This window comes from Nocardia pseudobrasiliensis NBRC 108224 (genome assembly GCF_001613105.1).
GTDB classification, from domain to species: Bacteria; Actinomycetota; Actinomycetes; order Mycobacteriales; family Mycobacteriaceae; genus Nocardia; species Nocardia pseudobrasiliensis.
Genome location: NZ_BDBS01000009.1, coordinates 29,640 through 54,970 on the forward strand (window position 1 = coordinate 29,640; position 25,331 = coordinate 54,970).

At 66.3% G+C, this 25,331-nt stretch carries 22 protein-coding genes; 14 read left to right on the forward strand and 8 right to left on the reverse strand.

Features of this window, described 5'->3' with window-relative positions; all coding sequences use genetic code 11:
- Positions 1-43 precede the first annotated feature (43 nt).
- On the forward strand, positions 44-919 hold the full coding sequence (locus NP4_RS09700; protein ID WP_067995216.1) for a TIGR03621 family F420-dependent LLM class oxidoreductase: 876 nt from the start codon (positions 44-46) through the stop codon (positions 917-919).
- Between the two features lie 13 nt (positions 920-932).
- Here the strand turns inward: NP4_RS09700 and aspS are convergent, their stop codons facing one another.
- On the reverse strand, positions 933-2,219 hold the full coding sequence (aspS, locus tag NP4_RS09705) for an aspartate--tRNA(Asn) ligase (protein WP_067995902.1): 1,287 nt from the start codon (positions 2,217-2,219) through the stop codon (positions 933-935).
- Between the two features lie 201 nt (positions 2,220-2,420).
- Positions 2,421-3,011, reverse strand: coding sequence for a TetR/AcrR family transcriptional regulator (locus NP4_RS09710; RefSeq protein WP_067995218.1), 591 nt, complete (start codon positions 3,009-3,011; stop codon positions 2,421-2,423).
- A gap of 91 nt (positions 3,012-3,102) precedes the next feature.
- Here NP4_RS09710 and NP4_RS09715 point away from each other — a divergent pair, with 91 nt between their 5' ends.
- The 7 genes from NP4_RS09715 to NP4_RS09745 all read left to right on the forward strand — a co-directional run bounded on the left by NP4_RS09715 (position 3,103) and on the right by NP4_RS09745 (position 10,743).
- Entirely contained in the window at positions 3,103-3,786 is a 684-nt protein-coding gene (locus NP4_RS09715) for a nitroreductase (protein ID WP_067995221.1), read from the forward strand.
- 120 nt (positions 3,787-3,906) lie between these two features.
- Positions 3,907-4,509 carry a DUF4126 domain-containing protein gene (locus tag NP4_RS09720; RefSeq protein WP_067995224.1) on the forward strand — a complete coding sequence of 201 codons (603 nt, stop codon included), beginning with the start codon at positions 3,907-3,909 and terminating at the stop codon, positions 4,507-4,509.
- 73 nt (positions 4,510-4,582) lie between these two features.
- On the forward strand, positions 4,583-5,464 hold the full coding sequence (locus NP4_RS09725; protein ID WP_245997914.1) for a D-alanyl-D-alanine carboxypeptidase family protein: 882 nt from the start codon (positions 4,583-4,585) through the stop codon (positions 5,462-5,464).
- A 54-nt stretch (positions 5,465-5,518) separates the two neighbouring features.
- Positions 5,519-8,287 carry an aminotransferase class III-fold pyridoxal phosphate-dependent enzyme gene (locus NP4_RS09730; RefSeq protein WP_082875716.1) on the forward strand — a complete coding sequence of 923 codons (2,769 nt, stop codon included), beginning with the start codon at positions 5,519-5,521 and terminating at the stop codon, positions 8,285-8,287.
- A 174-nt stretch (positions 8,288-8,461) separates the two neighbouring features.
- A complete protein-coding gene (locus tag NP4_RS09735) occupies positions 8,462-9,484 on the forward strand; it encodes an alpha/beta hydrolase (protein WP_245997913.1) in 1,023 nt (340 codons plus the stop codon).
- A 115-nt stretch (positions 9,485-9,599) separates the two neighbouring features.
- On the forward strand, positions 9,600-10,334 hold the full coding sequence (locus NP4_RS09740; protein WP_067995229.1) for a class III extradiol ring-cleavage dioxygenase family protein: 735 nt from the start codon (positions 9,600-9,602) through the stop codon (positions 10,332-10,334).
- Positions 10,335-10,395: 61 nt separating this feature from the next.
- The gene (locus NP4_RS09745) at positions 10,396-10,743 is read left to right on the forward strand and encodes a hypothetical protein (RefSeq protein WP_147287977.1); all 348 of its coding nucleotides are present in this window, start codon (positions 10,396-10,398) and stop codon (positions 10,741-10,743) included.
- A gap of 18 nt (positions 10,744-10,761) precedes the next feature.
- On the opposite strand, the gene NP4_RS09750 is transcribed toward NP4_RS09745, so the two are convergent.
- The 4 genes from NP4_RS09750 to NP4_RS09765 all read right to left on the reverse strand — a co-directional run bounded on the left by NP4_RS09750 (position 10,762) and on the right by NP4_RS09765 (position 17,495).
- Positions 10,762-11,442, reverse strand: coding sequence for a DUF8020 domain-containing protein (locus NP4_RS09750; RefSeq protein WP_245997912.1), 681 nt, complete (start codon positions 11,440-11,442; stop codon positions 10,762-10,764).
- Positions 11,443-11,545: 103 nt separating this feature from the next.
- Positions 11,546-12,457 (reverse strand): alpha/beta hydrolase, encoded by a 912-nt coding sequence (locus NP4_RS09755; RefSeq protein ID WP_082875717.1) that lies wholly within the window; start codon positions 12,455-12,457, stop codon positions 11,546-11,548.
- 82 nt (positions 12,458-12,539) lie between these two features.
- Positions 12,540-14,243 carry an arabinofuranosyltransferase AftB family protein gene (locus NP4_RS09760; protein WP_147287976.1) on the reverse strand — a complete coding sequence of 568 codons (1,704 nt, stop codon included), beginning with the start codon at positions 14,241-14,243 and terminating at the stop codon, positions 12,540-12,542.
- 72 nt (positions 14,244-14,315) lie between these two features.
- Positions 14,316-17,495, reverse strand: a complete 3,180-nt coding sequence (locus NP4_RS09765; RefSeq protein ID WP_067995241.1) for a D-arabinono-1,4-lactone oxidase — start codon at positions 17,493-17,495, stop codon at positions 14,316-14,318.
- Positions 17,496-17,820: 325 nt separating this feature from the next.
- On the opposite strand from NP4_RS09765, the gene NP4_RS09770 reads away from it, so the two are divergent.
- From NP4_RS09770 to NP4_RS09780, 3 genes are all read left to right on the forward strand, one after another.
- Positions 17,821-18,684 carry a helix-turn-helix domain-containing protein gene (locus NP4_RS09770; protein WP_067995244.1) on the forward strand — a complete coding sequence of 288 codons (864 nt, stop codon included), beginning with the start codon at positions 17,821-17,823 and terminating at the stop codon, positions 18,682-18,684.
- Positions 18,681-18,881 (forward strand): DUF397 domain-containing protein, encoded by a 201-nt coding sequence (locus NP4_RS09775; RefSeq protein ID WP_067995247.1) that lies wholly within the window; start codon positions 18,681-18,683, stop codon positions 18,879-18,881. The genes NP4_RS09770 and NP4_RS09775 overlap by 4 nt, the downstream gene beginning before the upstream one ends.
- 68 nt (positions 18,882-18,949) lie before the next feature.
- Positions 18,950-19,339 carry a hypothetical protein gene (locus tag NP4_RS09780; RefSeq protein ID WP_114755690.1) on the forward strand — a complete coding sequence of 130 codons (390 nt, stop codon included), beginning with the start codon at positions 18,950-18,952 and terminating at the stop codon, positions 19,337-19,339.
- A gap of 66 nt (positions 19,340-19,405) precedes the next feature.
- Here the strand turns inward: NP4_RS09780 and NP4_RS09785 are convergent, their stop codons facing one another.
- Positions 19,406-19,645: a hypothetical protein gene (locus NP4_RS09785; RefSeq protein ID WP_067995258.1), complete on the reverse strand. Its 240-nt coding sequence runs from the start codon at positions 19,643-19,645 to the stop codon at positions 19,406-19,408.
- A gap of 325 nt (positions 19,646-19,970) precedes the next feature.
- Here NP4_RS09785 and NP4_RS09790 point away from each other — a divergent pair, with 325 nt between their 5' ends.
- The 3 genes from NP4_RS09790 to NP4_RS09800 all read left to right on the forward strand — a co-directional run bounded on the left by NP4_RS09790 (position 19,971) and on the right by NP4_RS09800 (position 22,716).
- The gene (locus NP4_RS09790) at positions 19,971-20,651 is read left to right on the forward strand and encodes an HNH endonuclease family protein (RefSeq protein ID WP_067995260.1); all 681 of its coding nucleotides are present in this window, start codon (positions 19,971-19,973) and stop codon (positions 20,649-20,651) included.
- A gap of 54 nt (positions 20,652-20,705) precedes the next feature.
- On the forward strand, positions 20,706-21,536 hold the full coding sequence (locus NP4_RS09795) for a helix-turn-helix transcriptional regulator (RefSeq protein ID WP_067995264.1): 831 nt from the start codon (positions 20,706-20,708) through the stop codon (positions 21,534-21,536).
- Between the two features lie 82 nt (positions 21,537-21,618).
- A complete protein-coding gene (locus NP4_RS09800; RefSeq protein WP_067995913.1) occupies positions 21,619-22,716 on the forward strand; it encodes a serine hydrolase domain-containing protein in 1,098 nt (365 codons plus the stop codon).
- Here NP4_RS09800 and NP4_RS09805 read toward each other — a convergent pair.
- Complete coding sequence (locus tag NP4_RS09805) at positions 22,713-25,010, reverse strand: Orn/Lys/Arg family decarboxylase (RefSeq protein WP_067995266.1); 2,298 nt, start codon at positions 25,008-25,010, stop codon at positions 22,713-22,715. The genes NP4_RS09800 and NP4_RS09805 overlap by 4 nt on opposite strands.
- Between the last annotated feature and the right edge of the window lie 321 nt (positions 25,011-25,331).

The window sequence follows — 25,331 nt, forward strand, 5'->3', positions numbered from 1 at the left end:
ACGAGCGCCGAACCGAAAAGGTAACAGTTGGTAGGTTGGGCCGATGGGAAGCGGTTTTCGGTTCGGTGTGGCCATGACCTCCTCGGGTTCCCGGGACGACTGGATCGAGAAGTGCCGCCGGGCAGAGGGATTCGGTTATGACGTGATCGGCGTCCCCGACCATCTGGGCATGACCGCCCCCTTCCCCGCGCTGATCGTGGCCGCCGAGGCGACACAGCATGTGCGGCTCAACACATTCGTGCTCAACGCCCCCTTCTACGACCCGACGCTACTGGCCCGCGAGGTGGCGACGGTCGACCAACTGACCGGCGGCCGAGTCGAACTGGGCCTCGGCGCGGGTTGGGTTCGGGCCGAATTCGACGCCGCGAACATCCCGTTCCTCACCGGCGGCCAACGCGTCGCCCACGTCGCGCAGACCGCCGCCACCCTGCGACGCCTGTTCGCCGACCCCGCCTACCGTCCCCGCCCGACCCAGCCCGGCGGCCCGCCCCTGCTCATCGCCGGATGGGGCGAGCGCATGCTGCGCACCGCGGCCGAGCACGCCGACATCATCGCCCTCACCGCGGCCGCAACCGCCGACGACGGCCGCATGATCCTGGCGACCCAGGCCGAGACCGCGAACCGCATCGCCCGTATACGAACGCTCCTGGGCCCCCGCTCCGACACCACCGACATCAATCTCGTGATCCAGGCACTGCTCGCCCCGCACGAAAACGAATCGGCTCTCGCACCACTGGCCCGATACCTGACGATGGGCAAGGACACCGACCTCGAGGACTACCCGGCCCTGCTCGTCGGCACGCCGCACCACATGGCCGACCAACTCCGCCACCGCCGCGAAACCTACGGCATCGACTACATCACCGTCCTGGAACGCAATATGGCGAAATTCGCCCCTATCCTCGAGCTCTTGCGCTGAGCCGCAACGACTCTCACGGCTGGATCCGGTGGATGTCGCGAGGGAACAACGCCGCGTAGCGAATGTTGTCCGCCCGCAGCAGGCGTGCGATGAGGCGTTCCAGACCGATCGCGAAACCGCCGTGCGGCGGCATACCGTGCGCCATCGCCTCCAGATAGGACGAGTACTGCTCCGGACGCTCGCCGCGCGCGGCCAGTGCCGCGAGGTAGTCGGCGTGGCGGTGCAGGCGTTGCCCGCCGGTGACGAGTTCGAGTCCCCGGAACAGCAGATCGAAGGAGTTCGTCCAGCGTGGGTCGCCGGGCTGCGGATGGGTGTAGAACGGCCGTTTCGCGGCCGGATATCCCTCGACGGCAAGGAAATCCGAGCCGAATTCCGCCTGCGCCCATTTCCCCAGCGCGCGTTCGTGTTCCGGCGCGAGGTCGGGTTCGGCGGGGTCGGCCCCGACGAGTTCGAGAGCCTCGGCGAAGTGCACGACCGGGATGGCCTCCGGCACGCGCGGCAGTTCGACGCCCAGGGTTTCCACCGCGCCGCCCGCCGTGTCACCGATGCGGCCGATCATCACGGCCAGGGTGTCGCGCAGCAGCGCCAGCACGTCGCGATGATCGTCGATGAAGCCGAATTCGACATCCAGGGAGAGGTATTCGGACAGATGCCGCGCGGTGTCGTGCGGTTCGGCGCGAAAGACCGGCCCGACCTCGTAGACCCGTTCGAAGACCCCGACGAGGATCTGTTTGTAGAGCTGCGGGGATTGGGCGAGGTAGGCGGGTGTGCCGAAATAGTCCAGGGGGAATGCGTTCGCACCGGATTCGGAGGACTGCGCGACGATCTTCGGGGTCGCGACCTCGGTGAATCCGATGCCGTCGAGATGCCCGCGAAATCCCGCCAGCGCGGCCGCCGCGATCGTCCACACCGCCCGGCGCGCTGGGTGACGCCAGGTCAGCGCCGCGTGGTCGAGCACTGTCGGCAATGTCGCGCTGAGCGTGGGCCGCCACAGTTCGACGGGTTGCCGCCCAGCCGGTGCACCGAGCGCCGTGATCATCGGATCGATGATTTCGACACCGCCGGGCGCTTTCTCGCTGGCGACCAACGCGCCGGTGACACGCACGACGGTCTCCTCCGGCAGCGCCGCCGCCTGCGCACGTATCGCGGGATCGGTCACGACGACCTGCGCGAATCCGGAGCGGTCGCGAATCACGACGAAGGTGACGGTCGCGAGTTGTCGACGCCGATGGATCCATCCCTCGACGGTGACCACTTCATCGAGTGCGCGAGTCAAGCTCGAACAAAGGCTGCGTGGCATGAGGCTCACCTCTGGTTGCTGTCCCCGGGAGGTGTGGGCGATCGGGTTCGTCGCGGTGCCACCACACCTTCGCGGCGAATCGCCGCCTCTGCGGTCGGTTTTCGATCGGCGACCAACCGATGCGGCTCGAGGTTCGTCACACCCGTCGCAGCCGACTGGGCCCAACATATCTCCGACGACCGGTCGAGCGCATCCGGATTTTCACGCCGACCGAGACACCGCGTCGAGCAGGGCCGTCGCGGCGGCTCGTGCGTGCCGGAGGCAGGCGGGGTCGTCGAGGACCATCGAGCGGCTGGCCGCGCCGTCGGCGAGGATGGCGAGTTGTTCGGCCAGGGGTCGGGGGGGGGTGACTTCGAGGGTGGACAGCAGGTCGGTCAATAGGTCGGAAAGGCGGCGTTTCTGGGTGGCCGCGTAGCGGTGAACCGCACTGTTCGGGTCGGGGAATTCGGCTGCTGCGGCGACGAAGGGGCACCCGCGGATCGGGGCGGTTCCTCGGGCCGGGGGCGTGAACAGGGCCAGGATTCGTTCGCGCGGAGCCAGATCCTCTCGGCGTAGTACGCCCTCCATGGTCTGCCCGGATTCGAGCAGATGCTCGAGGTAGGCGACGACGAGTTCGTCCTTGTTCGAAAAGTGCGTGTACAGGGTGCGTTTGGAGACGGGAGCGGCGGCGGCGACCTGTTCCATACCGGTCGCGGTGATCCCCTGCGATTCGAACAGCGCGGTGGCCGCGGCGAGGACGCGCTCTCGGCCGCCCCGGCCGCGGCGACGTCGGATCGTCTGCTCCTCACTCATCCCTAAAGCATACGGCACTGTTTACTTAATGAGTACGCGGTGCTAGCCTGCCAACGTTATGTAAACGAATATGTATACATAAGGATCAGCCTTGACCGCACCAGACATCCGCCCCGAATACGCCGAGCGATTGATCCGCTCCCGAAAAGCCGTACGCGCCTTCCGGTCCGATCCGATCCCGGACCACACCATGCGAGCGATCTTCGCCCTGGCGGGTACGGCCCCCTCCAACTCCAACACCCAGCCCTGGACCGTCCACGTGGTCAGCGGAGCCGCCCGCGACCGACTCAGTGAGGCACTGCTGGAAGCCCACGCCCACCAACGCCTCTCGGTGGACTTCCCCTACCGCGACGAGCACTACAACGACCTGCACCGACAGCGTCGCCGCGACTTCGGCGAAAGCATGTACGCCGCACTGGGTATCGCCCGTGACGACCTCCCGGCCCGCGCCGCGCACAACGCCGAAAGCCTCCGCTTCTACGGCGCACCCCACGTCGCCCTGCTGTGCGCCCCCGCCGACGCGGACGCCCGCATGACCGCCGACATCGGCATGTACGGCCAAACCCTGCTCCTGGCCATGACCGCCTACGGCATCGCCAGCTGCCCCCAGGGCCTATTGGGCTTCTACGGCAACACGATCCGAGAGACTCTGCACATCCGCGACACCAAGGTCCTGTTCGGCGTCTCCTTCGGATACGCCCGCGACCAGGCTCCGGTCAACAACCTCGCCATTCCCCGCGCGGCGCTCCACGAGACCACCAGATTCCACGACTGACGCTCCGGTTGATCCGATTTGCCGCGTGTCGCCACCCCTGAACGCCGACACCGACGTCCGTACGCCGCTCATGGCGCGGCCACTGCTGTGGACCGCGCGCCGTGACGGCACACTTGTGGCATGGAGATCACTTCGGCCGTCGGGGCGGTTCTCGGCGCGTTCGGATTGTCGGGCGCGGCGGGGCTCAATGCCTGGCTACCGCTGCTGGTGGTCGGCGTGGCCGATCGGTTCGGATGGATTGATCTCGGCGACTCCTACGGGTGGCTGTCCTCGACTCCCGCGCTGATCGCCATCGCCGTGCTGTTCATCCTGGACCTCGTCGGCGACAAGGTTCCGGCGTTGGATTCGGTGCTGCATGCCATCGGAGCCCTCGTGGCGCCGGCCTCCGGGGCGATCCTGTTCACCGCCGAGTCCAGTCTGTCCGCACATCTGCCGCCCGCCGTCGCCGCGGTGCTCGGTGCGGTCACCGCGGGCAGCGTGCACGCCGGGCGAGCCGTGGCGCGGCCGTTCGTGACGGGAACCACTGCGGGCGTGGGCAATCCGGTGGTGTCGACCGTCGAGGACGGCGTCTCGCTCGCGCTCACGGTCCTGGCCTTGGCGGTACCGGTGGCGGCCTTCGTGGCGATCCTGATCCTGCTGACAGCGCTGGGCTGGTTGGCATTGCGCGCGACCCGCTGGCTGCGCAACAGACGCGGACGTGAGCCGGGCCGAACCCGACCGTGATCGAACTCGCCGGACGCGTCCGACGAATTCGCGAAATCCCGCTGTTCGACGCCTCGGCCGGCACAATGTAGCGATGCGATCATTTGCCCGAATGATGCTGGCCGCCGTCGCCGGAGTGCTGATCGGGACGGGCCAGGCCGCCGCCGTACCCGCCTGGTTGTCCCCGGAACCACCCGATGTGCAGGCCCCGCAGGCGGCGCTGGCCGACGGGAACACCGGCGCGATCCGCTGGTCGCGCGAGGCGAATACGCCCGTCCCGATCGCCAGCATCACCAAGGTGATGACCGCGCTGGTCGTATTGAACTCCGGCGATATCGATCGCACTATCACTGTGCCGCAAGGGATCATCGACTACGACCGCAAATACGGTGCGAGCACGGCCGATCTGGTCCCGGGCGAGGTGCTCACCGCGCGCGAGCTGCTGTACGCGCTGCTGCTGCCGTCCGGCTGCGACGCCGCCTACACCCTCGCTGAGGCCTACGGACCCGGCCGTGGCGAATTCATCGCCAAGATGAACGACACCGCACGCCAACTCGGTATGGCCGGAACGCATTTCAGCGATCCCAGCGGACTGCCCGACCCGACCGACTACTCCACCTATTCCACCCCCACCGACCTGGTCACCCTCGGCCTGCGCGCGATGAGCCAGCCGCTGTTCCGCGATATCGTCCGCCAGCAGAGCCACCACCTGCCCGCGGCCCCCGGCCACCGCGATCACGTCTGGGAAACCACGAATTTGCTGCTGCACGACTATCCCGGCACCGTCGGCATCAAGACCGGCTCCACCGACGCCGCGGGCACCTGCCTGCTGTTCGAGGCGGTCCGATTGGGCCAGCCCCTGATCGGCGTGGTCCTGCACAGCTCCCCCGACAGCGACGTCGCCGCACAACGCGACGCCGAGCACATGCTGAACTGGGGCTTCGGACCGATTCTGAGCGCGCTGCCGATCGGTTAGGCGCTCGCCCGCACCGGTCGACAGGCTCGCGCGCGTCGCTTAACTTCGGATGCCATGACCAGAAGGCTGTCCGCGGAAACGCTTGCCACACTTGCCGAAACGCTGTTCGGGGTGGCGGCCGAGGCGGTTCCGCTGGCGGGCGAATGTCAGTTGAACGCCCGATTGGATGTCGATGGGCGGCCGCGGTATCTGCTCAAGATCTATGACGCCGACGCCCCCGAGGTGGTATTGCAGGAGGCCCTGCACGCCCACCTCGCCGAACCCGAATCGGCACTGCGTCATTCGGCGACCACCGTCATCGATGGCCGATCGCGAGTGGCCCACCTGCTCGACTGGGTCGAGGGCGCGGTATGGGCCGCGGCCGGTCCCGCCGATACCGCGCGACTCGTCGGCCTCGGCGCGGCAGTCGCCCGACTCGACACGGCCCTGGCCGGTTTCGACCACCCCGCGCTGGATCGACCGTATCGCTGGAATCCCTTGTACGGCAATGAATTGCAACGAACCCTGCCGATCCTGACCGATCGGGATCGACCGATCGTCGAATACGGCCTGTCCCGGCTGGCCGCCATCCTGCCGACCCTGCGATCGCTCCCCCGGCAGGCCATCCACAACGACGCCAATGACCACAACGTGATCGTCGCCGCCGACGGATCCATCGCGGGGATCATCGACTTCGGTGACATCGTCCGCGCGCCTCGGGTCTGCGGGCTGGCGGTGGCGATGACCTACGTCCAACTGGACACCCCCGATCCGATATCGGCCGCGACCGCCGTGGCGTCCGGGTATCACGGCGAATCCCCCTTGACCGCAACCGAACTGGCGCTGCTACCCGATCTGATCGATATCCGACTGGCAACCAGTGTCGCCAACGCCGCCGAACAGTACGCCGCCGATCCGACCAACGACTATCTCACCATCAGCCAGCCACAGATCCGCCGACTCGTCGCGACCTCGGCCGACCACCCCAGGCCACTGCTCGAGGCACGCCTGCGCGACGCCTGCGGCTACCGGCCGATCGCCGCCGAACGCGCCATCGTGTCCTGGTTGCGCTCGGCCGAATGCCGACCCGCACGGATACTGCGCACGATCGACATCCGTCCCCCGAGCGACGAACGCGTCCACCTGGGAGTCGAATTGTGCGGTGCGCCGGGCGAACCGGTGTTGTCCCCGCTGGACGGCACGGTGATCGCCGTGGACGAGCCGAACAACGCCGTTCTGCTCGAGCACCACACCGGCGACGGCACACCGTTCTGGTCGCGCCTGCGGCACCTCGGCGAACGCACCGCCGAGCAGGGCGACCATCTTCGCGCCGGAGACCCGCTGGCACACCTTCCGACCGACGAGCCCCACCTCCACCTGCAACTGTTCACCACCCTGCTGGACCGCCTCACCGATCTTCCCCACACCGCCGACCCGGCCGAGCAGGACATCTGGGAAAGCATCTCCCCGTATCCGAATCTGCTGCTACGCCAACCGATATCGCCGCGGTCCATCCGCCGCCGCACCGCCTCCGAGATCGCCGCGCGCCGCCGATCGAATCTGTCCGCGGCGCTGTCGCTCAGCTACGACGAGCCCCTGCACATCGCGTCCGGCCGGGGCGCGGAACTGATCGACGCCCACGGCCGCCGCTATCTGGACCTGGTGAACAATGTCTGCCACGTGGGCCACTGCCACCCGCGAGTGGTCGAGGCCCTCAGCACCCAGGCGGGCCTGCTGAACACCAATACCCGCTACCTGCACGCGAACCTCACCGATTACGCCCGCCGCCTCGCGGCCACCTTCCCCGACCCGCTGAATGTGGTGTTCCTGACCAATTCCGGCAGCGAGGCCAACGATCTCGCGCTGCGACTGGCCCGCACCGCGACCGGCCGCGAGCACACCCTGGTCCTGGACTGGGCCTACCACGGCAACCTCACCTCGCTGATCGAGATCAGCCCGTACAAGTTCAACGGCCGGGGCGGCCTCGGACCCGGACCGCGCGTGCGGATATGCGCGGTACCCGATCCCTACCGGGGCGAATTCGGTTCCGACGGTCGACGCTACGTCGCCGATGTCGCCGCCCACTGCGCCGAATTGACCGCCGCCCGAACACCACCCGCCGCCTTCATCCACGAGTCGATACCGGGCTGTGCCGGACAGATCGACCTCGCCGACGGCTATCTGGAACACGCCTACGCCACCGCCCGAGCCGCGGGCGCGCTGTGTATCGCCGACGAGGTCCAGTGCGGCTTCGGCCGCGTCGGCACCCATATGTGGGCCTTCGAACGACACGGTGTGACGCCCGATATCGTCACGCTGGGCAAGCCGATCGGCAACGGCCACCCGATCGGCGCGGTGGTCACCACCCCGCAGGTCGCCCGCCGATTCGTCACCGGCATGGAGTATTTCAACACCTTCGGCGGAAATCCGGTCTCCTGCGCGGTCGCCTCGGCCGTCCTCGACGTCATGGAGGATGAACGATTGACAGCACACGCCCAGATCGTGGGCGGGCGGCTGCGGACCGTGCTGGAATCGCTCGCCGAACGCCACGACGCGATCGGCGATGTCCGCGGCCGCGGCCTTTTCCTGGGCGTCGATGTGGTGACCGACCGGCAGAGCAAACGGCCGGATCGCGCAGTGGCCGAACGCATTGTCGAAGTGGCCAAGCACGAGGGCATTCTGCTGTCAACCGACGGTCCGGCGAACAATGTGTTGAAAATCAAGCCGCCCATGGTGCTTTCGATGACGCAGGCGGAACACGCCGCGGCCGTAATCGGCAACGCACTCGATCAAATACGTTCATCCAGTTCAAAATGCGAGAATTTCACCGAGAGAAGGGGTTGAAACCGGGCGGTCTTCGGGTACGAGACCGCATTGCGTCGGGGGCGTAAGTATTACGAATTGCGCAAAAGGCTCCGAAGCCGTTGCGGCTCGATAAGACGGCGCTATAGCCTGCGAATCACGTTGAACGATCAACCTCGGGATGATCGTTCTCGTGAATCACCAAGGAGCGCAATCGTGCGAAATTCATTACGTACAATCTCCGCATCGCTGACCGCGGCACTGCTCTGGCTCGTACCGAGCGTATGTCAGGCCGATCAGCCCGCTCAACCGGATCACTGTGAGTCGGTTTCCATTTCGGTGCTGCTGGGCGCCCTGGCCGGGACGCTATGCCTGCCCGACAGCGGCCCGACCGGCACGGTCATGGTGTTGATGGCCGGTTCCAACTACAACCACACCTACTGGGATTTCCCGTACCAACCCGAAACCTACAATTTCCGCCGCGCGATGAACGCGGGCGGTTACGCGACGCTGGTGGTCGATCGGCTCGGCAACGGCGCGAGCACCCGCCCGCCGAGCGCCACGCTCACCGCGACCGGATCCGCGGCCGCATTGCATCAGGTCGTCCAGGCGCTGCGCCACGGACTCGCGGGCCATCAACCGTTCGACAAGGTGATCACCGGCGGCCATTCGCTCAGTTCCGGTTTCAGTGTGCTGGAGGCCGTCACATTCCACGATGTCGACGGCGTATTGCTCACCGGATACTCGCACACCCTGGACTATCTCCAGGTGGGGAGCGTGGTGTCCACCTATTATCCGGCAATCCTGGATCCGAGGTTCATCGGCCGCGGCTACGATCCGGGTTATCTCACCACACGACCCGGCACCCGAGCCGCCGATTTCTATGGACCCGGCGACTTCGATCCGCAGGTGCTCGCGACCGATGAGGCAACCAAGGAAGTCTTCTCGCTCACCGAATATCCCGACGGCCTGGCCTCCACGCTCCCACCGGTTTCCAACCTCATCGATGTCCCGGTCATGGTGGTCGACGGCAGTATGGACAAGTTGTCCTGCGGCCCCGATTTCTCGATCTGCCACGACACCGCGGCATTGCAGGCCGCGGAAGCGCCGTACTTCAGCCCGGCCGCGCATCTGCGCACCTATGTACTCCCCGGTTCGGGCCATTCGGTGAATCTCGCCCTCAACACCGAGGATTATCAAGCCGCCGTTCTCGACTGGGTGAACTCCACGGTCCGATAGGCGGATTCCGCATTCGGTTCCCGCGTGTTCCGTTCGGAACACGCGGGAACTTCCCCTGCCAATCACCTTGATCCCCAGTACGTTCGGATGTGACGCACGCTCACGAGGAGGACCTGTGCCGCTGATCTCGGCCGCGATCTGCCCGCACCCGCCGTATCTCATCCCCGAGGTCGCCGGAGCCGCCGCGCCCGAATGGGCCGGATTGCACACCGCGTGCACGGAATCGTTGCGGCGGTTGCGGATTCCGCAGTTCGGGGTGAAGGCCGACGGGTGGGCGGTGTTCGACAGTTTCGATCTGCGCCCCGCCGACGCCAGCACACCCGACCTCGTGGTGATCGTCGGCGGCGACAGTTCGACCAGAACCTACGACGGCCCGGGCTCCTACAGCAGCCTCGAGCAGCAGGGCATCGACTGGGACTTCGGCTGGGGCCGGACCACCGACAACCCGATACCCCTGCCGCTGTCGCTGTCGCTGGGCCACTGGATCCTCTTCGGCTGCAGTCCCACCGCGCTCTTGGTGGCCGACCTGGAGTTGCAGGCCGTGGCGTTCGACGCCCCGCCGCAGGAGTGCGCGGAGCTGGGGCGTGCACTGGCCGCACGGGCCGAGCGGGTCGCGATGCTCGTCATCGGCGATGGGACGGGTTCGGATCACACCCGAATCGCCAGCGCTCTCGCGCACGCCGATGCCGCAGCGCTGGACCGACTCGATCCCACGCCGACCCCGAGCGGGCGAGCGCCCTGGCAGGTCCTGGCCGGCGCTGCCGAGGGACACCGCTTCACCGGCGAACTCCGCTCCGACGAGAAATCCCACCGCGCGGGCTTTTTCGTCGCCAACTGGTTCCGGGCGTAGGCGCCGCCGGTTGATAGGGTCGATCAGGCGGAACGATCCGCGAGACGTGAAGGAGAGCGGCATGCCGGAGGTCCTGGTCGCTGAGATTCACTCGGATAGCCGGCCCCGTTCGGGGCAGAAGGATCGGTGCAGCGCGAACTTCTCGCTGGCCGACATTCCGCAGGAGACAAGGGAACTGCTCTGGCGAACCGACCCCGACGCCGCGACCATCAGATTCAGCGTCATGTCCGACGTGCGAGCCAACTACGACCAACGCGTCCTGTCCAATATCCAGTCCGGCTCACGAACCCCGGTCCCCCGCGAACGACAGTCACTGTCCCGCCGCGGCTTCTACCTGGCCGACCCCTCCGGCGCACCGGAATCCGGCTTCACCGTAAGGGTTTACGCCCTACTGCCCGACCCGCGCTAGCTGTACCCGGTCAGCGGACTAATTCGTCGGCGCGGCGGGCTGGTCGACCGTGTTGAAGAACAGGATGGCTGCGGCGATGGCTACCGGGACGCCGACGGCGATGGTGCCGACCAGGCCGCCGATGGCTCCGGCGGCTACCGCGGTGAGCAGGCAGCCGCCGAGGAAGCCGGGGACGGCCAGGACGCCGATCGACGGGATGGCCGCGACCGAACCGGCGGCCAGGCCGCCCGCGAGACAGCCGATGCCCGCGCCGATAACCGTGCCGATCAGGCCGCCGAGGGCGGTGCCGATGCCGACCTGGGTACCGAAGTGGGACAGGGCGTCGTTGAATTGGTCCGAACCCGGGTTGAGGTCGACCTGGGTGAGGGCCGGAAAGGGCGCGGGGGTCGCGGCGGCCGGGTCGGTGCTGGGCGTGAGCCGGGCGGTCCGGCCGGTGATGGTTGCGGCAATCGGCCAGCGTTTGCCGTCGCGCTCGTAGAGCAGCGGGATGCCGCCGACCAGGACATCGCCCGGATCGCGGATCTGCAATTGCCCGTCGGCCACCGCGAGACGACCCGAGTCGACGCTCATCAGCACCGAGTCACCCGAGATATCGGCGCTGTAGTGCATATCCTCGGGCGCCTCGGCGCGGGCGACCGCCGCGGTTCCCACCACGCTCACCACGAAGGCCGACAGCATCGCAATACGTCTTACTTTCACCGAGACACCCACAATCAAGCGCACGAAGGTTCTCTCGATGAAACAGGCAATTATTCAGCTATTCAACGGTCTGTGACGGAAATTACCGTCTGGAAATACCCGTTCAGGCGCCGATGGCCCGGGCAAGCTGCGGCCAGGATTCGTGCAGATCGGTCTCGAACAGCCCCCACGTATGCGACCCCTCCGAACGCACGATGTGGGTAGCCGGAATACGCAACTGACTGAGCCGACTCGCGAACGAGGTCGTACACGAATTCGCGATCGACTCCACCGGCGGGAAGGTCAGCCCGCCCTGATCGATCGTCCCGGGCACACCGGACGCGGCCGACAGATAGACCGTCTTCCCCGACAGCGCGTCGGCATGCAGGAAAGCGTCGTGCGCACGCCAGGTCTCACTTCCCGGCACACCCCACATGTTCCCGGGATTGCCGCCCCCGCGAACCACCTGCGCCGCGACCATGGCCGTACCCGCCGGATCCGAGGTCCACGGACATCCGCTGTAGGCCGCCACCGCCTCGTACCGATCCGGGGCCTGCACGGCCAGATCGACCGCCGACGCCGCACTCATCGACACACCCGCGATCGCGTTGCGCCCGGTGGAATTCAGCCGCTCGTCGAGCACCGCGGGCAACTCCCGGGTGAAGAACGTCTGCCACCGATTACGCCCCAGCACGGGATCGTCGGCGAGCCAATCGGTGTACATGCTGTAGGCCCCGCCGATCGGCATCACCACATTGACATGCTTATCGGCGAAGAACTTTCGCACATCGGTATCGTCCCACCACGAAATGCCGTCCGCCCCACCGCCGATGCCGGTGAGCAGATACAGCGTCGGCGCGGGCCCGCCACCCGCGGCGCGAATCACCCTGCTGCTCACCACCTTGTCCATCGCGGGCGAATACACATCGATCCGTTCGGCGGAATCATCGATCGGATCGGAGGCGACCACCCGCGCCCCGGGCGGAGCCGCCGCGGTCGGCCCGGACGCGACGAACGAACCCACGATCACACTCATCAACACTGTCAGATACTTAGAAGCCCTCACTATTCCGGTCTACCGCGCCGAGATCATCGCTACACACCCCAGTTTCGTGGTCTCAGTCGCAGAACCGCTGTTCCGCGATGACCGGGTCCTGCGGAATCCGCAGGGTCGTCCGGCGCAGCGCACCGGTCAGGTTGCGCCAGAAGCGACTCGGGCTCATCGGCCGACTCGTCGAATCCACGAGATCACGAAGCGGCTCGCAGGACAGCGCGTGCCGCGCCGCGCGCACTTGGGCTCGCGTCGCACCTCGCGTCTCGTCCATGGTGGCGACCAGATCCGCATCGGCGTACTGCGCGAGCACCCACGCTGTGGGAAGCCACTTTTCGTGACCCGGCCGCCCGCGCTGGTCGAGTCGCAGATGACCGGCCAGCGGCGACACCAGCCCGTTCACATCGACCACGGTGCCGTGCAGCGGCATGATCGCCGCCGCGATACCCATATTGTTGTAGAAGTAGACGCTGTGATCCGGCGCCGTCGCCGACAGCGGCATCATCCAGATATTGCCGTCGGCCGTGATTCCGCTGCGCAACACCAATGTGCGGTCGCGGTGATCGGTCAGGCTGGCCAGCGTCGCCAGCAGCGTGATGTCCCGTCGGCGTGATTCGGCGCGCGGGTTCGGGTCGCTGTAAACCACCGCCTCGTAGGCGCGTTCGTCGGTCAGCCCGGTCGGGCCGAACTGAGTGCCGTGATACGACGGCCCGAGCCACAGCCCGGCGATCAGCGCCCACCCCGCGAGCAGTACCGCCCCGATCGTCTCCAGCCGCCGCGCGACCGGCGCGGCGAACATCGGCAGCAGCAGGGCGAACAGCACGGGAATCCACAGCCGGGCGTGCATGTAGTCCCCGCCGACTCGGACCAGATAGACACCGAGCGCCACGGCCGCCAGCACCGGCGCGGCCATCAACACCGCACCGCGCCGATCGACCCCGCCGCGATCGAGCAGGCGGGTACCGATGACCGCGATCACCAGCAACGGAATCCACAGCAGATAGGCCCCGACGAAGTCGTTGAGATACGACAACCCCTGCGCCCATTGGGATCTGCCGGCCTCCTTCGCCAAAGCCGGTAGCGGTACCAGGATTCCGTAATATCCGGCCCGAAAGATCTCATAGCCGACCGGTACCACCAGCCCCGCACCGCAGTACCACAGCGCTCGCCCGCGACCGGGCCGTGTGATCATCAATGCCGCCACGCCGAAGACGATCGACGCCAACAGGAAATCCGGCCGGATCAGCGGCCCGAGTCCGATCACCACCGCGGCCACGATCATCCGCGCGCGGCCGGATCGTTCGGTGAGCGAAACCAGCAGCCACCACACCGATCCCAGCCAGCCCAGGCTGAGCCCGGTCTCCAAACCCGATGTGGCATAGTCCCAGAACCCGCCGACCGCCAGTGGTACCAGCGCGCCCATCGGCAGGATCATGCCGGTCTCGCCGCGTTGCCGATACAGCGTCACGCATCCGGCCAGGCCCGCGGCGATGCCCGCCATGGCGAGCGCCAGCCCCAGCCCGACCGAGGTCGCCGCGATATCACTCGGTCGCAGCCAGCCGAACGCGGCGAGCAGCCACACCCACAGCGGGCTGGTCGCCGCCTCGGCGCGCTCGAACGGATTGTAGTCGGGCCCCGCCCCGGCCAGGATCTGCTCGGCCACCCGCACCACGATCATGCCGTCATCGCTGATCCACCGGCGCTCATAGGCGAACACGCCGAACAGCAGGACCGTCACAAGCCCTGCTGTCAGCGTGAGGCGTTCCCTCATCGGTATGGACATCGCACTTCGATGGTCCAGCGCCGAGGCCGAACAATCAACCAGCGCAGTATATTTGAGGCTTCACGCCCCCGGGGCGGCCGCCATGCGCGCGGCGAGGTTGTCGCCCGCCCATTTCAAACCCGCGGCATGGTCCTGGTCACCGGGAAATTCCGTCACCAGCGCCTGATACATCACCACTCCCGCCTCGGTGACGTCCACGGCCTCCTGCCCCGCCGGGAGATAAGCGCCGACATAGATCAGATTCGACGCGACATCGGCGCGCGCCTTCGCCTCGGCGTGGGTGAGCCCCGCCGCCAATTGCGCGGCCTCGTAGCCGAGTCCGTCTGCGCCGTGCGGATTTCCGGCCCCGTTGTACCGAGCGACCAGATTGTGCAGTGCCCACGACAGGCTGTCGAGATAGGCGAAGTTGTCGGGAAACGCGGCATGAAGATCCCGATAGACGGCGACGCCCGCGGCCGTGACGTCGACGGCCTCCTGTCCGGCCGCGAGATAAGCGCCCACGTAGACGAGATTGGAGGCGACATCGGCACGAACGTTCTCGGCAGCCCCGGTAGTGACGAACCGTTCGGGCAGCCGGGCGGCCTCATGACCGAGACCCGCTGCGCCCTGCGGATTTCCGGCACCGTTGTGGCGGGCGGTGAGATTGTGCAGCGCCCAGGACAGGCTGTCGAGATAGGCGGCGTTGTCGGGGTGCGCGGCGTTGAGGTATCGATAGACCGCCACACCCGCGACCGTCACGTCGACGGCCTCCTGTCCAGCGGGCAGGTATGCGCCGATGTAGATCAGATTGGAGGCGATCGAGGATCGTACGTCGGCGGGTGGCTCGGTGGCGGTGAATCGTTCCGGTAGTTGGGCGGCCTCGTAGCCGAGTCCGTCCGCGCCGTGGGAGTTTCCGGCGCTGTTGTAGCGGGCGGTCAGATTGTGCAGCGCCCAGGACAGGCCGTTCAGGTAGGCGGGCGAATCTACCTGGGCGGCAACGGCATCGCGCAGTAGCTGGACCCCAGCGGCGGTGACGGCTACCGCCTCGTCACCCGCGGCAAGGTAAGCGCCGAGGTAGATCAGGTTTCCGGCCATATCGGCGGAATCGTCGGCGGTGGTCCGCAGGTCGCCGAGCTCGGCCAGCGATCGCTCGGCCTCGTAACCGAGTCCGGCGGATCGGTCCTGATGTCCGCTCGACTGCAGTTGCCGCGCGGAGTCGTTGAGTATTCGAAGGCGAGCCCGAATCGCTTTGACCGACAATGGTTCCAGCCCGTTCGTCCGGCTGAACGCCGTGCTGAACACATCCTGGCCCGCATCGGTCAGGGTGGCCAACGCCATGCGCCAGGTTCGCATTCGATCGCCGTAGAGGCCCGCGAGATCGCTTGCGGGGATTCGGAATTCCTGTCCCCAGTGTGGGATCGCGCCGAAGGTCCGAGCCGCGGCGTGAACGTCGTCCCAGAATCCGGCGTAGATATCGTCCTGCCGCGCCCGGCCGGTCGCGATCTCGACCGAGACGCTCAGGTCGTAGCGCTGCATCGCGATCAGCGCCGAGGATTTGGGCGTGAACCGAATCCCTATGTACCCGAACACCGGACGTCCGGCGGCGAGCCGATCGCGCGCCAATTGCAGAATCGTGTCGATGAAGGATTGATAGTTCAGGCCCGCGTCGAATATGAACTCCGCGGAATTGCCGCTCTGCGCGCCGTCGAGTGCGTAGTTGTGTGTGTCGAGCATGTCGCAGGCGTGCCCCAGCCGCAGCACGGGACTGAAACTGTCGGCCAGCAATTGGGAGACCGCGGCAATGACCTGGGGTCGCCCCTGCGGACCGAGAACCGGATTGGTGGCGAGTCGATACAGAATGAGTACGATCGCCTCGCCGCTCGTGGTGCTGGACTGGAGGATTCGCTCGAGTTGCGGGCGGAAGTTGTCGACGAGCTCCTCCGCATTGTCGCAGCCCAGCGCATTCCCCAAGGCGATCTCCAGGTCGGAGTAGTCACCCTTGATCTGATCCCACAGCACCGGCCCGATCTCCACTGGCGACCGCGGATGTTCGATGACGGCCTTCGCGACTCCGGTCGGCGGTTTCGGCGTGAGATCGGCCTGTCCGGTCCCGATCGGCACGGCCCAGCGCCGGGTGATCCAGCACTGGTCCGGGCGCGACAGATTCACGCCGATATTGAGGTGCCGCAATGGTTTCGCGGGACTGCCGTGCAAGCGCTCGGCGATGCGATGCAGTCCCCAGTGATCGATCCACGTCTGAAGCGACGCCAGCTCCGGGAACACATCGCCGACGGTCCAGACCGGCGTCGGCGCGATACCCGGATTGTCGAGGATGAATTGTTCCTTCTGTCGCTTCACGTACTCGTAGGCTTGTTCGAAGTAGCCGCCGCCCAGATCGGTGAACAGGGCGTCGAAGATTCCGGTCCGCTCACCCGCGCCGATGTGACTGTGCGCCAAGGTATCCCGAATGGAGGGCCAGCTGTGCTCGAGATTGATCTCGAACAGCGCGTAGTCCGGCACGACCTCCAGAATCACGGCATAGGCGACACCGGCGCGACCGACCGCGACCCGGGCCGCGTCGAACAGGTTGTCGTCGGCGGCGATTCGGGTCTCGGCGCACCACTGCGGTAGATGCTCGCGCGCCTTCTCACCGGGAAACAGCGGATCGGCGGGCGTGATCCACCATTCGATGCCACCCGGCCCGACCAGCAGTATCGCCCGGATCCAATCACCGAGCGGCGACACCTCGAAATCGCCGCCGTGCGTGCCGGTCGACACCGCGCCCGACAGTGTCTGCCCGCCGCCCGCGCCCATCGTCGGCAGCGCCAGCCCGCACCGCTTCAAATCCGTGAGCAACTGTTTGATCTGAATCCCGGCCTCGACGAAGACGAAATGACGCCCCGGCAGATCCGCGGCCTCCCGGGCGCACATCCGCGACAGCAGCAACTCATCGGCCCCCGGCAGCAGCCGTTCGGGGGTCAGCTGTCCGCGCGGCCTCGGATACGGCTGCGACAGATGCGACTGAAGAAAGGTCATCGCCACCAGATTGTCGGCAACGTGATTGGGCGACAACGAATACAGCGACCCGGCGGCGCGCAGCGACCGCCCCTCACCGGCGGCCGCCAGCACCGCGGCGACCAGCGCGCCCCTGGTCCGTGGCGAATACAACTTCGCCTGGAAGGGATGCAACTCGAGCAGATCGGTGAGTGTTATAGGACTCTCGGTGAACTCGTCGTCCTCGAGCGGACTCTGGCACGGCATCGCGCACCTTCTCTTCATTCGAACATGCGCAAGCACATGTGCTGGGTCCCCGACCTCCGACAGGGACAAGTATGAGCGGGGCGAGTATTCATTTCAAGCTCGATTGCGCACATCGAAAGCACATGGGGTACAAGGTAATTGAGTAGTTCCTTCCAGGTCGAATCGGAAACAGAGCGGTATGTGTAGTGATACTCTTCCGCTCAGCAGGGCGGGAGTATTCGGTGGCCACGGTGCCGCAATTCAGTCGCGTTTCCAGAATGGCGCTTTCCAAAATTGGGCCCAATTCTTAGAGAGGCTAACGATGGCCAGTCCAACGCTTGCGAGCATGGCACTCGGGCGACAGCTGCAGAAGTTCCGGGAGCGGGCCGGGCTCTCACAGAACGCCGTGGCGCGGGCGGTGGAGATGTCGCCGCAGACCTACGGGCGGCTGGAGGACGGGGTGAAGCAGAACCTCACGACTCTGTTGACCAATGCCCTCTGTGACACGTTGAGCGTGAGTGCCGAGGAGCGGCGGCAGTTGCACTTGCTGGCGGAAGAGGTTCGCAAGCAACACAAGTCCGGGGAGCGCGGCTGGTGGCGGCCGTACATCGACGATTTGGAGAAGAACTTCGCGTACTACCTACAACTCGAGGGGAACGCGCGGAAGATTACCTACCTTCACCTGAATCTCGTCCCAGGCTTGCTTCAGACGACGGAGTACAGACGGCAGCTCGTCTGGGCGGAGTTCCCGCAACGATCGCCGGAGGAGATCGACAGGTTTATCCAGGTCGTTGTCCAGCGCCAAAAGCGGCTCACGGACTCGCAATTCGAGCTCGAGGTGTTCGTCCCGGAAATAGTGCTGCGGCGGCCGATCGGGGGGCCAGGCGTGATGGAGGACCAGTTGCACCATCTCGCTGAGGTGGGCCAGTTGCCGAATGTCTCCATCAGGGTGATCCGGGACAACCGCACGAACCCGATGATCTTGGTGGCGGACAGCTTCAACTTCATGACCTTCCCACCGCTGCCGAACACGAAGCTGACGCCTCCTCCGGTGGTGTACAAGGACGGATTCACTGGTGCGCTGTACCTCATCGGAGAGAAGGAAGTGGCCAAGTATCGCGAGGTGATATCCATACTCCGCCGTGTAGCGTTGGACGAGGGCGCGACCAGGGATCTGGTCCTGACGATCGCAAGGGAGTTCTCGTCGTGAGCATCGAGCTATCCAGCGCAGTATGGTTCAAATCCAGTCGAAGCGGTGGCCGCGAAGCATGCGTCGAGGTCGCCCACCTCCCGGGCGGCATGACCGGCATCCGCGACTCCAAGAACCCCACCGGCCCAGCCCTCGTCTTCTCCCCCACCGAATGGGACACCTTCACCGCGGCAATTACTCACGGCCGATTCGACTGACACCCATCCTTACTTCCGGCTGATACGAATTGCTCCGGGGTACGACAGCCGAGAAGGAGGAGTCTTTCGTGAAGGTGCTCTCAACCGTGGGCGTGTTGTCGGCCGTGATGCTGGCGGCCGCTCCCGTCGCACAAGCGGCCGACGCACAGGATGCCAATGCGGGAGTGTTCAAGGTCAGCCATGTCGACGGGTCGGTGATTATCGCCTACGACTGCCCCAAGGGAGACAAAGCAACCATTACCGTGCAGGTGAAGGACAAGAAGAAAGACGATTCCGGCAAGGGCAAGGCCGAGAATTTGGAGTGCACCGGCAAGCCGACGTTGACGACTGTGGACACCGACCTCGACGACGCCGAACACGGCGACCCGGTCACCGCCGAGGTGAGCATCAGCGCCACGGGAAATGTGCCGGTAGATCGCAAGATCTCCGACTATATGGGCTCCGCGGACGATGCCTGACAACCAGTAACGACCAGGGGCCGCCCGGTTGTCCTGGCCTGGCGGCCAAGACAACCGGATCACAACTCAGCCCAGGCACCCCCGCTGTCTCAGCTCGGCAGCCGTATCGTCGGACAACATCACCGACTCTCCCGGGCTGACCGACATGAATTTGTCCATGTCGGGCGTCTTGATATCAGCCTTCGTCGCGCAGTCCAACATCTGGGCGGTCACCGTGATGGACTGATCGGCGCTGGCCACGCCCGCTCCGGACATGAGCGCACCCGCCAGTGCCACGGCAAAAGCACCTGCCTTGGCGAATCGCATGAGATCTCCTCCTTCGAATCGCATTCGTGTGACTTTGCTCGTTACCTGGTCAAGCATTGGCAGGCTTCCCCGCTAGCGGGAAATTAACCCCGAGGTGGCCTCGAGGATCGCCGAATGCGGGCGACCGGGCTCGCGGCGGCGCTCGAGGCCCTCGCAGACCCGGTCCGGCTCCGATTGCTGTCCGTATCGCCGCACCCGTATCACGCCCGGTATGACAGCACGCAGGGGCACAATGGAACCTGATGAAGGTCGGCCGAAGGTAGCTGCCCGCCAACGGGTTTGCGCGTATGTTGCCTGGCGGCTAGTGCTCGGCAAAGGAAGTTCGATGAGGTTCGTCGTCACGCTGTCGGTATCTGTACTGGCAGCGGTTTCACTGCTGTCCGGATGTAAGGCGACCACCGTGCCGGGAGCGCCGCCCGCGGGGCCGGTTGCGCCGGGTCCGATGAGTCCCGCTGCGGCGCAACAGATGTTGGATCAGCTGCCGATCAAGGGGCGGGCCCCGATGACGGGATACAGCCGCGATCAGTTCGGGGAGGCATGGACCGACGACAACAACGCACCCGACGGGCACAATCACTGCGACACCCGCAACGACATCCTGCGGCGCGATCTGGTCGACATCACACCGGCCACGGGCTGCCAGGTCACCTCGGGCACCCTGCACGATCCGTACACCGGCAAGACGATCACCTTCACGCGCGGCGCGAAAAGCACTGTGGTGCAAATCGATCACATGGTTCCGCTGGGCGATGCCTGGCAGACCGGCGCACAGCAGCTGCCCGCGGACCGGCGACGCGACCTCGCCAACGATCCCCGCAATCTACAAGCCGTCGACGGGCCCACCAACGAGCAGAAGGGCGACGGCGACGCGGCCACCTGGCTGCCGCCGCAGAAGTCCTATCGCTGCACCTATGTCGAACGGCAGGTCGAGGTGAAATCCGTATACGGGCTGTGGGTCACACAGGCCGAGCACGACGCCATCGCCGGGATCCTGCACAACTGCTGACACAGGGAGTGCCACACCCAGGCAGACAGGCCCGCGGCCACCTACGATCCGAATATGGCTGCTTCCGAATTAGGCGACTATCTGCGGGCCAGACGGGCGCTCGTCGGGCCCGACGAGGTGAATCTGCCCACTGTCGGCCATCGCCGGGTGCCGGGTCTGCGCCGCGAGGAGGTGGCGCTGCTGGCGGGTATCAGCGTCGATTACTACGTGCGGCTCGAGCAGGGCCGCGAGGTCGGGCCGTCGTCGCAGGTGGTCGATGTGCTGGCGAGCGTGCTGCGGCTGGACGAGGACGGGCGCGGCCATCTGTTCCGGCTGGCGGGACTGAGCCCGCGCGCCCGGACCGACGCGGTATGCGATCGGGTCGATCCGAGCCTGCTGCAACTCATGAGCGCCTGGCCGGACAATCCGGCGATCGTCTACAACCGCGCCTACGACGTGCTGGCCTCCAATGCCATCGCCGACGCGCTGTTCCACGACTGGACCCATTCGCGCAATCTGCTGCACATCGTCTTCACCGATCCCGGGGCGCGCACGTTCTACCGCGATTGGCCCGAGGTCGCCCGCAATTCGGTCGCCGGATTCCGCATCGGCTACGGCGAGGCGCCGACCGATCAGCGGATCCGGCAGGTACTCGGCGAAATGCTCGACCACAGCCCCAGTTTCGCGAAACTGTGGACCACCCATGATGCCCGGGGTAAGACGTTGGAGCGCAAGCGCTTTCACCATCATGACGTCGGCGAGCTCACCCTGACCATGCAGACCTTCGACGTTCGATCCGCTCCCGGGCAGCAGTTGGTCGTCTACCACGCCGATCCGGGCTCCCCCAGCGGCTCGGCCCTCGTTCTGCTCGGCACACTGGCCGCCACCGCCCGCGGAGGGGCCTGACGCGATTCTCATACCCGGGTGCGAGGAGCGCTGATACCGCGGTCCAATGCGTCCGCGCGACACCGGTTCCTACCGTCGGGACATGCGTATACAAGCCCTTGCCGTCCCGCTCTGCGCGGCGGCGCTGCTTCTGACGGCCTGCACGGCGAACGCCGCCCGAATGGACACGGTGCGTGGCGATCTCGACGCGATGATCCGTTCGGGCGCGGTCGGGGCCGTGGCGACGCTCACCGACAACGGCGTCACCACCGTCATGGCCACCGGCCTCGCCGACCTCACCGCCAAGTCGCCGATGCCGACCGATCCCACCGAACATTTCCGGGTCGGCAGCATCACCAAGAGCTTCACCGCGGCGATCGCGCTGCAACTGGCGGCCGAACACCGCCTCGATCTCGACCGGTCGATCGAGACGTATCTGCCCGGCCTGCTCACCGGCAACGGCGTCGACGGACGCGCCATCACCGTCCGCCAGATCCTGGGGCACCGAAGCGGACTGTCCGACCCGACCGCCACCGCCGACACGAACGAGTACGAGGCGGCCCGAACCGGCCGAACCTACACGCCCACACAGGAAATCGCGCTCGCCCTGCGTTCCTCGACGCAGATAACCCCGGGCATCCGATTCGAATACTCCAATACCAACTACCTCATCGCGGGCATGCTGATCGAGTCGGTGACCGGCCGCCCCTACGCCGACGAACTTCGCGACCGCATCCTGATTCCCCTGAACCTCGCCGACACCTATCTACCGGCCACCGGCGACACGGGACTGCGCGAGCCCCACCCCACCGGATACGCGGTCGTCGACGGCGTGCCCGTCGACCGGACCCGCGTCGAACCGTCGCTGCCCTGGACCTCGGGCGCACTGGTCAGCACAGGAACCGACCTGAACCGCTTCTACACGGCATTGCAATCGGGTCGGGTTGTGCCGCAAGCCCAATTGCGGCAGATGCTCGACGGGGTGGATATGGGCCACGGCGACGGCATGTCCTACGGACTCGGCGTCGGATACACCCAATTGCCTTGCGGCACAGAATTCATCGGTCACGTGGGCGGGCTCACCGGATTCTCCGCGATAGCCGGGGCCACCGCGGACGGGCGCGCGGTCACCATCTCCTACACCGGCCAACCCGCCATCGACGACATCCCCGGCCTGCTCGCCCACGCGCTGTGTGACTAGCGCAGGCAGGTGATCCAGTAGTCCCCGTCGGTGTCGCGGTGCACACCGTGTGTCTCACTGGGGAATCCGGGGAAATGCCGATCGAAATCCTCCAGCGCGCGCAGGTAGCGCAGGGTCGCGGAATCCTTGTCCCCGGCGTTCTCCCCGGGCATCAGCACCGGGATGCCGGGCGGGGTGGTCACCACCTGGGTGGCCACCGTGCGATCGGCGAGTTCGGCGAGGCGGACCGGTTCGGTGCCGCCGCGCAGCAGTCGCTGATAGGTCTGCGCCGGTGTGAGTTCGGGGCGGGGCGGGTGGGTGAACGCCTCGTCGAGCAGCGGGATCAGCTCGCTCGCGCGCAACTGCCCGTGCATCTGATCGCACAGCTCGCGCAGGGTGAGGCCCGCGTATCGGTCGGGGTGGTCCTTGATCAAGCCGGGCAGGACGTCGACCAGGGCCGCGCCGGAATCATAGAGGGATTTGAAATCCAGCAGGCCGTCGATGAGCGTGCCCCACTTGCCCTTGGTGATGCCCATGGAGAACAGGATCAGACAGGTGTAGGTGTCGGTCTTCTCCACGACGATGCGGCGGGTCTCGAGGTAGGCGGTGAGGATTTTGGCGGGGATTCCGGTATCGGCCGGTGTGCCCTTGGCATCGGTGCCGGGGCAGGTGACGCTGACCTTGATCGGATCGAGTAGGCAGTAACCGGATTCCATGTCGGGGAAGCCGTGCCAGTCGGCCCCGGGTTCGAGAGTCCAGCACGCGGGTTCGGTGCGCAGCAGTTCCAGCGGGGCGTCGGCGAACGAATAGCGTTGTCCGGTGGCCGGATCGGTGACCTCGTCGGGTTGCCAGGTGCCGAAGAACCAGCCGGGACGATCACCCGCGGAGGCGATGCGGCGGCCGATGCGGGCCACGGCCTGACGGAATCGGATCGCCTCGGTGACGGCCTCGTCGGTGAGCCATCGGCCGCCCGGGCCGTCCATCATGCCCGCGGCCACATCGAGTCCGGCGATCAGCGGATACAGCGGGGAGGTGGTGGCGTGCATCATGAAGGTCTCGTTGAACTGCCGCTGATCCACCGGCGAGCGGGGCGAGTTCTTCACGTGCACCATCGCGCTCTGCGACATCGCGGCGAGGAGTTTGTGGGTGGACTGGGTGGTCAGCACGGTCGGGCGGATGTCGTCGGGGACCGTACCGGGGTCGACCGACATGCCGTAGCGACGGGCGTAGAGGGGATGGAAGCGGGCGTAGGCGAACCAGGCCTCGTCCAGATGCAGGCGCGGCACGCTCCGGCCGAGCAGTGTGGCCAGGCTGATCGCGTCGTAGCACAGGCCGTCGTAGGTGGAGTTGGTGATCACGGCGTAGACCGGTGACGGGTCGGCGGCGTCGGCGGCAAGTGGGTTGCGGCCCAGTACTTCCGCGATCGCGGAGCTGGTCAGCGCGGCCGGTGGGATCGGGCCCATCAGGCCGTAGCCGTTGCGAGTGGGAACCAGATACGCGGGACGGCCGCCGCTGAGGGTGAGGCCGTGGTAGATCGCCTTGTGGCAGTTGCGGTCGACCAGCACCAGTTCGTCGGTGGCGATACTGGCGTGCAGGGCGATGCGGTCGCCGGTCGAATCGCCGTGCAGCACGAAGAATGTCAGGTCCGCGCCGAAGATACGAGCGGCATTGCGTTCGGCGTCGCCGATGGGTCCGGTGTGCTCGAACAGTGAGCCGAGTTCGGCCACCGAGATGGACAGGTCGGTGCGGAACAGGCGTTCGCCGTAGTAGTCGAACAGCGCGCGGCCGACCGGGGATTTCAGGAACGCCACGCCGCCCGCGTGTGCCGGTGTGTGCCAGGAGTATTCGTGGGTGTCGTCGAAGCGGCGCAGTTCGCGGAAGAACGGGGGCAGCAGATCGTCCTGATAGCGGCGGGCCGCGACACCGATACGGCCCGCGATGAATCCCGGGGTGTCCTCGAGCAGCCAGACGTAGCCGCACACCGCCTCCGAGACCCACAGCGGCAGATCGTCCACCGAGGCCGCGGTGGTCACCAGGAATACCGGCAGGCGCGAGAAGCGGGCCATGAGTGCCTGTAGCACCGCCTCGGCGGGGCGCTCGAGTACACCGTCGGCATCGTCGAGATCCCAACTCACCAGGGCCGCGGTCAGATCGGCTCGGCTCTGCACCAGCGCGAGCGCGTCCTCGTCGGTCCCCGCGCGGACCACGCCGTGGCCCTCCTCGTCGAGATGTGCGCAGATCCGCTCCAGCTGATCGGCCAGCACCGAGCCGGGGATGATGTCGTTGACCGCCAGCAGAATCGTCGATCCGGTCATGTTGAGCCACCTCCTGACCTGTATTCGAAGGTGGGCGGCGTGTCGGATTGCACGACTCGGCAAATTTGTCGCCGTTGTGTTCGGGTGTCCGGCCGGGTTGATCTTCACCTCCGCCACCGACGCCTCGTACCCGGACACCGACGCCCTACCACGAGGTCACCACCACCATTGGGCCGCTGGCTTTTTGGGGACATTACGAACCGATTAACTTCTGGCCGAATATTTTACCTGGTAGTAGATTATCTTTGCACCCCCCGACCGGGTGGAATTGATGTGCAGAATATCCCAGCCCCCCAAATCTGGGGGTACAGCCCATGTTTG

What these genes read in the sequence shown, in the direction of transcription:
- NP4_RS09770 (WP_067995244.1), top strand. Translation starts at nt 17,821, where the DNA reads ATGGCACTCGGGCGACAGCTGCAGAAGTTCCGGGAGCGGGCCGGGCTC.
- NP4_RS09730 (WP_082875716.1), top strand. Translation starts at nt 5,519, where the DNA reads ATGACCAGAAGGCTGTCCGCGGAAACGCTTGCCACACTTGCCGAAACG.
- NP4_RS09710 (WP_067995218.1), bottom strand. Translation starts at nt 3,011, where the DNA reads ATGAGTGAGGAGCAGACGATCCGACGTCGCCGCGGCCGGGGCGGCCGA.
- NP4_RS09755 (WP_082875717.1), bottom strand. Translation starts at nt 12,457, where the DNA reads ATGAGTGTGATCGTGGGTTCGTTCGTCGCGTCCGGGCCGACCGCGGCG.
- aspS (WP_067995902.1), bottom strand. Translation starts at nt 2,219, where the DNA reads ATGCCACGCAGCCTTTGTTCGAGCTTGACTCGCGCACTCGATGAAGTG.
- NP4_RS09765 (WP_067995241.1), bottom strand. Translation starts at nt 17,495, where the DNA reads ATGCCGTGCCAGAGTCCGCTCGAGGACGACGAGTTCACCGAGAGTCCT.
- NP4_RS09785 (WP_067995258.1), bottom strand. Translation starts at nt 19,645, where the DNA reads ATGCGATTCGCCAAGGCAGGTGCTTTTGCCGTGGCACTGGCGGGTGCG.
- NP4_RS09700 (WP_067995216.1), top strand. Translation starts at nt 44, where the DNA reads ATGGGAAGCGGTTTTCGGTTCGGTGTGGCCATGACCTCCTCGGGTTCC.
- NP4_RS09725 (WP_245997914.1), top strand. Translation starts at nt 4,583, where the DNA reads ATGCGATCATTTGCCCGAATGATGCTGGCCGCCGTCGCCGGAGTGCTG.
- NP4_RS09720 (WP_067995224.1), top strand. Translation starts at nt 3,907, where the DNA reads ATGGAGATCACTTCGGCCGTCGGGGCGGTTCTCGGCGCGTTCGGATTG.
- NP4_RS09760 (WP_147287976.1), bottom strand. Translation starts at nt 14,243, where the DNA reads ATGAGGGAACGCCTCACGCTGACAGCAGGGCTTGTGACGGTCCTGCTG.
- NP4_RS09805 (WP_067995266.1), bottom strand. Translation starts at nt 25,010, where the DNA reads ATGACCGGATCGACGATTCTGCTGGCGGTCAACGACATCATCCCCGGC.
- NP4_RS09790 (WP_067995260.1), top strand. Translation starts at nt 19,971, where the DNA reads ATGAGGTTCGTCGTCACGCTGTCGGTATCTGTACTGGCAGCGGTTTCA.
- NP4_RS09745 (WP_147287977.1), top strand. Translation starts at nt 10,396, where the DNA reads ATGCCGGAGGTCCTGGTCGCTGAGATTCACTCGGATAGCCGGCCCCGT.
- NP4_RS09800 (WP_067995913.1), top strand. Translation starts at nt 21,619, where the DNA reads ATGCGTATACAAGCCCTTGCCGTCCCGCTCTGCGCGGCGGCGCTGCTT.
- NP4_RS09795 (WP_067995264.1), top strand. Translation starts at nt 20,706, where the DNA reads ATGGCTGCTTCCGAATTAGGCGACTATCTGCGGGCCAGACGGGCGCTC.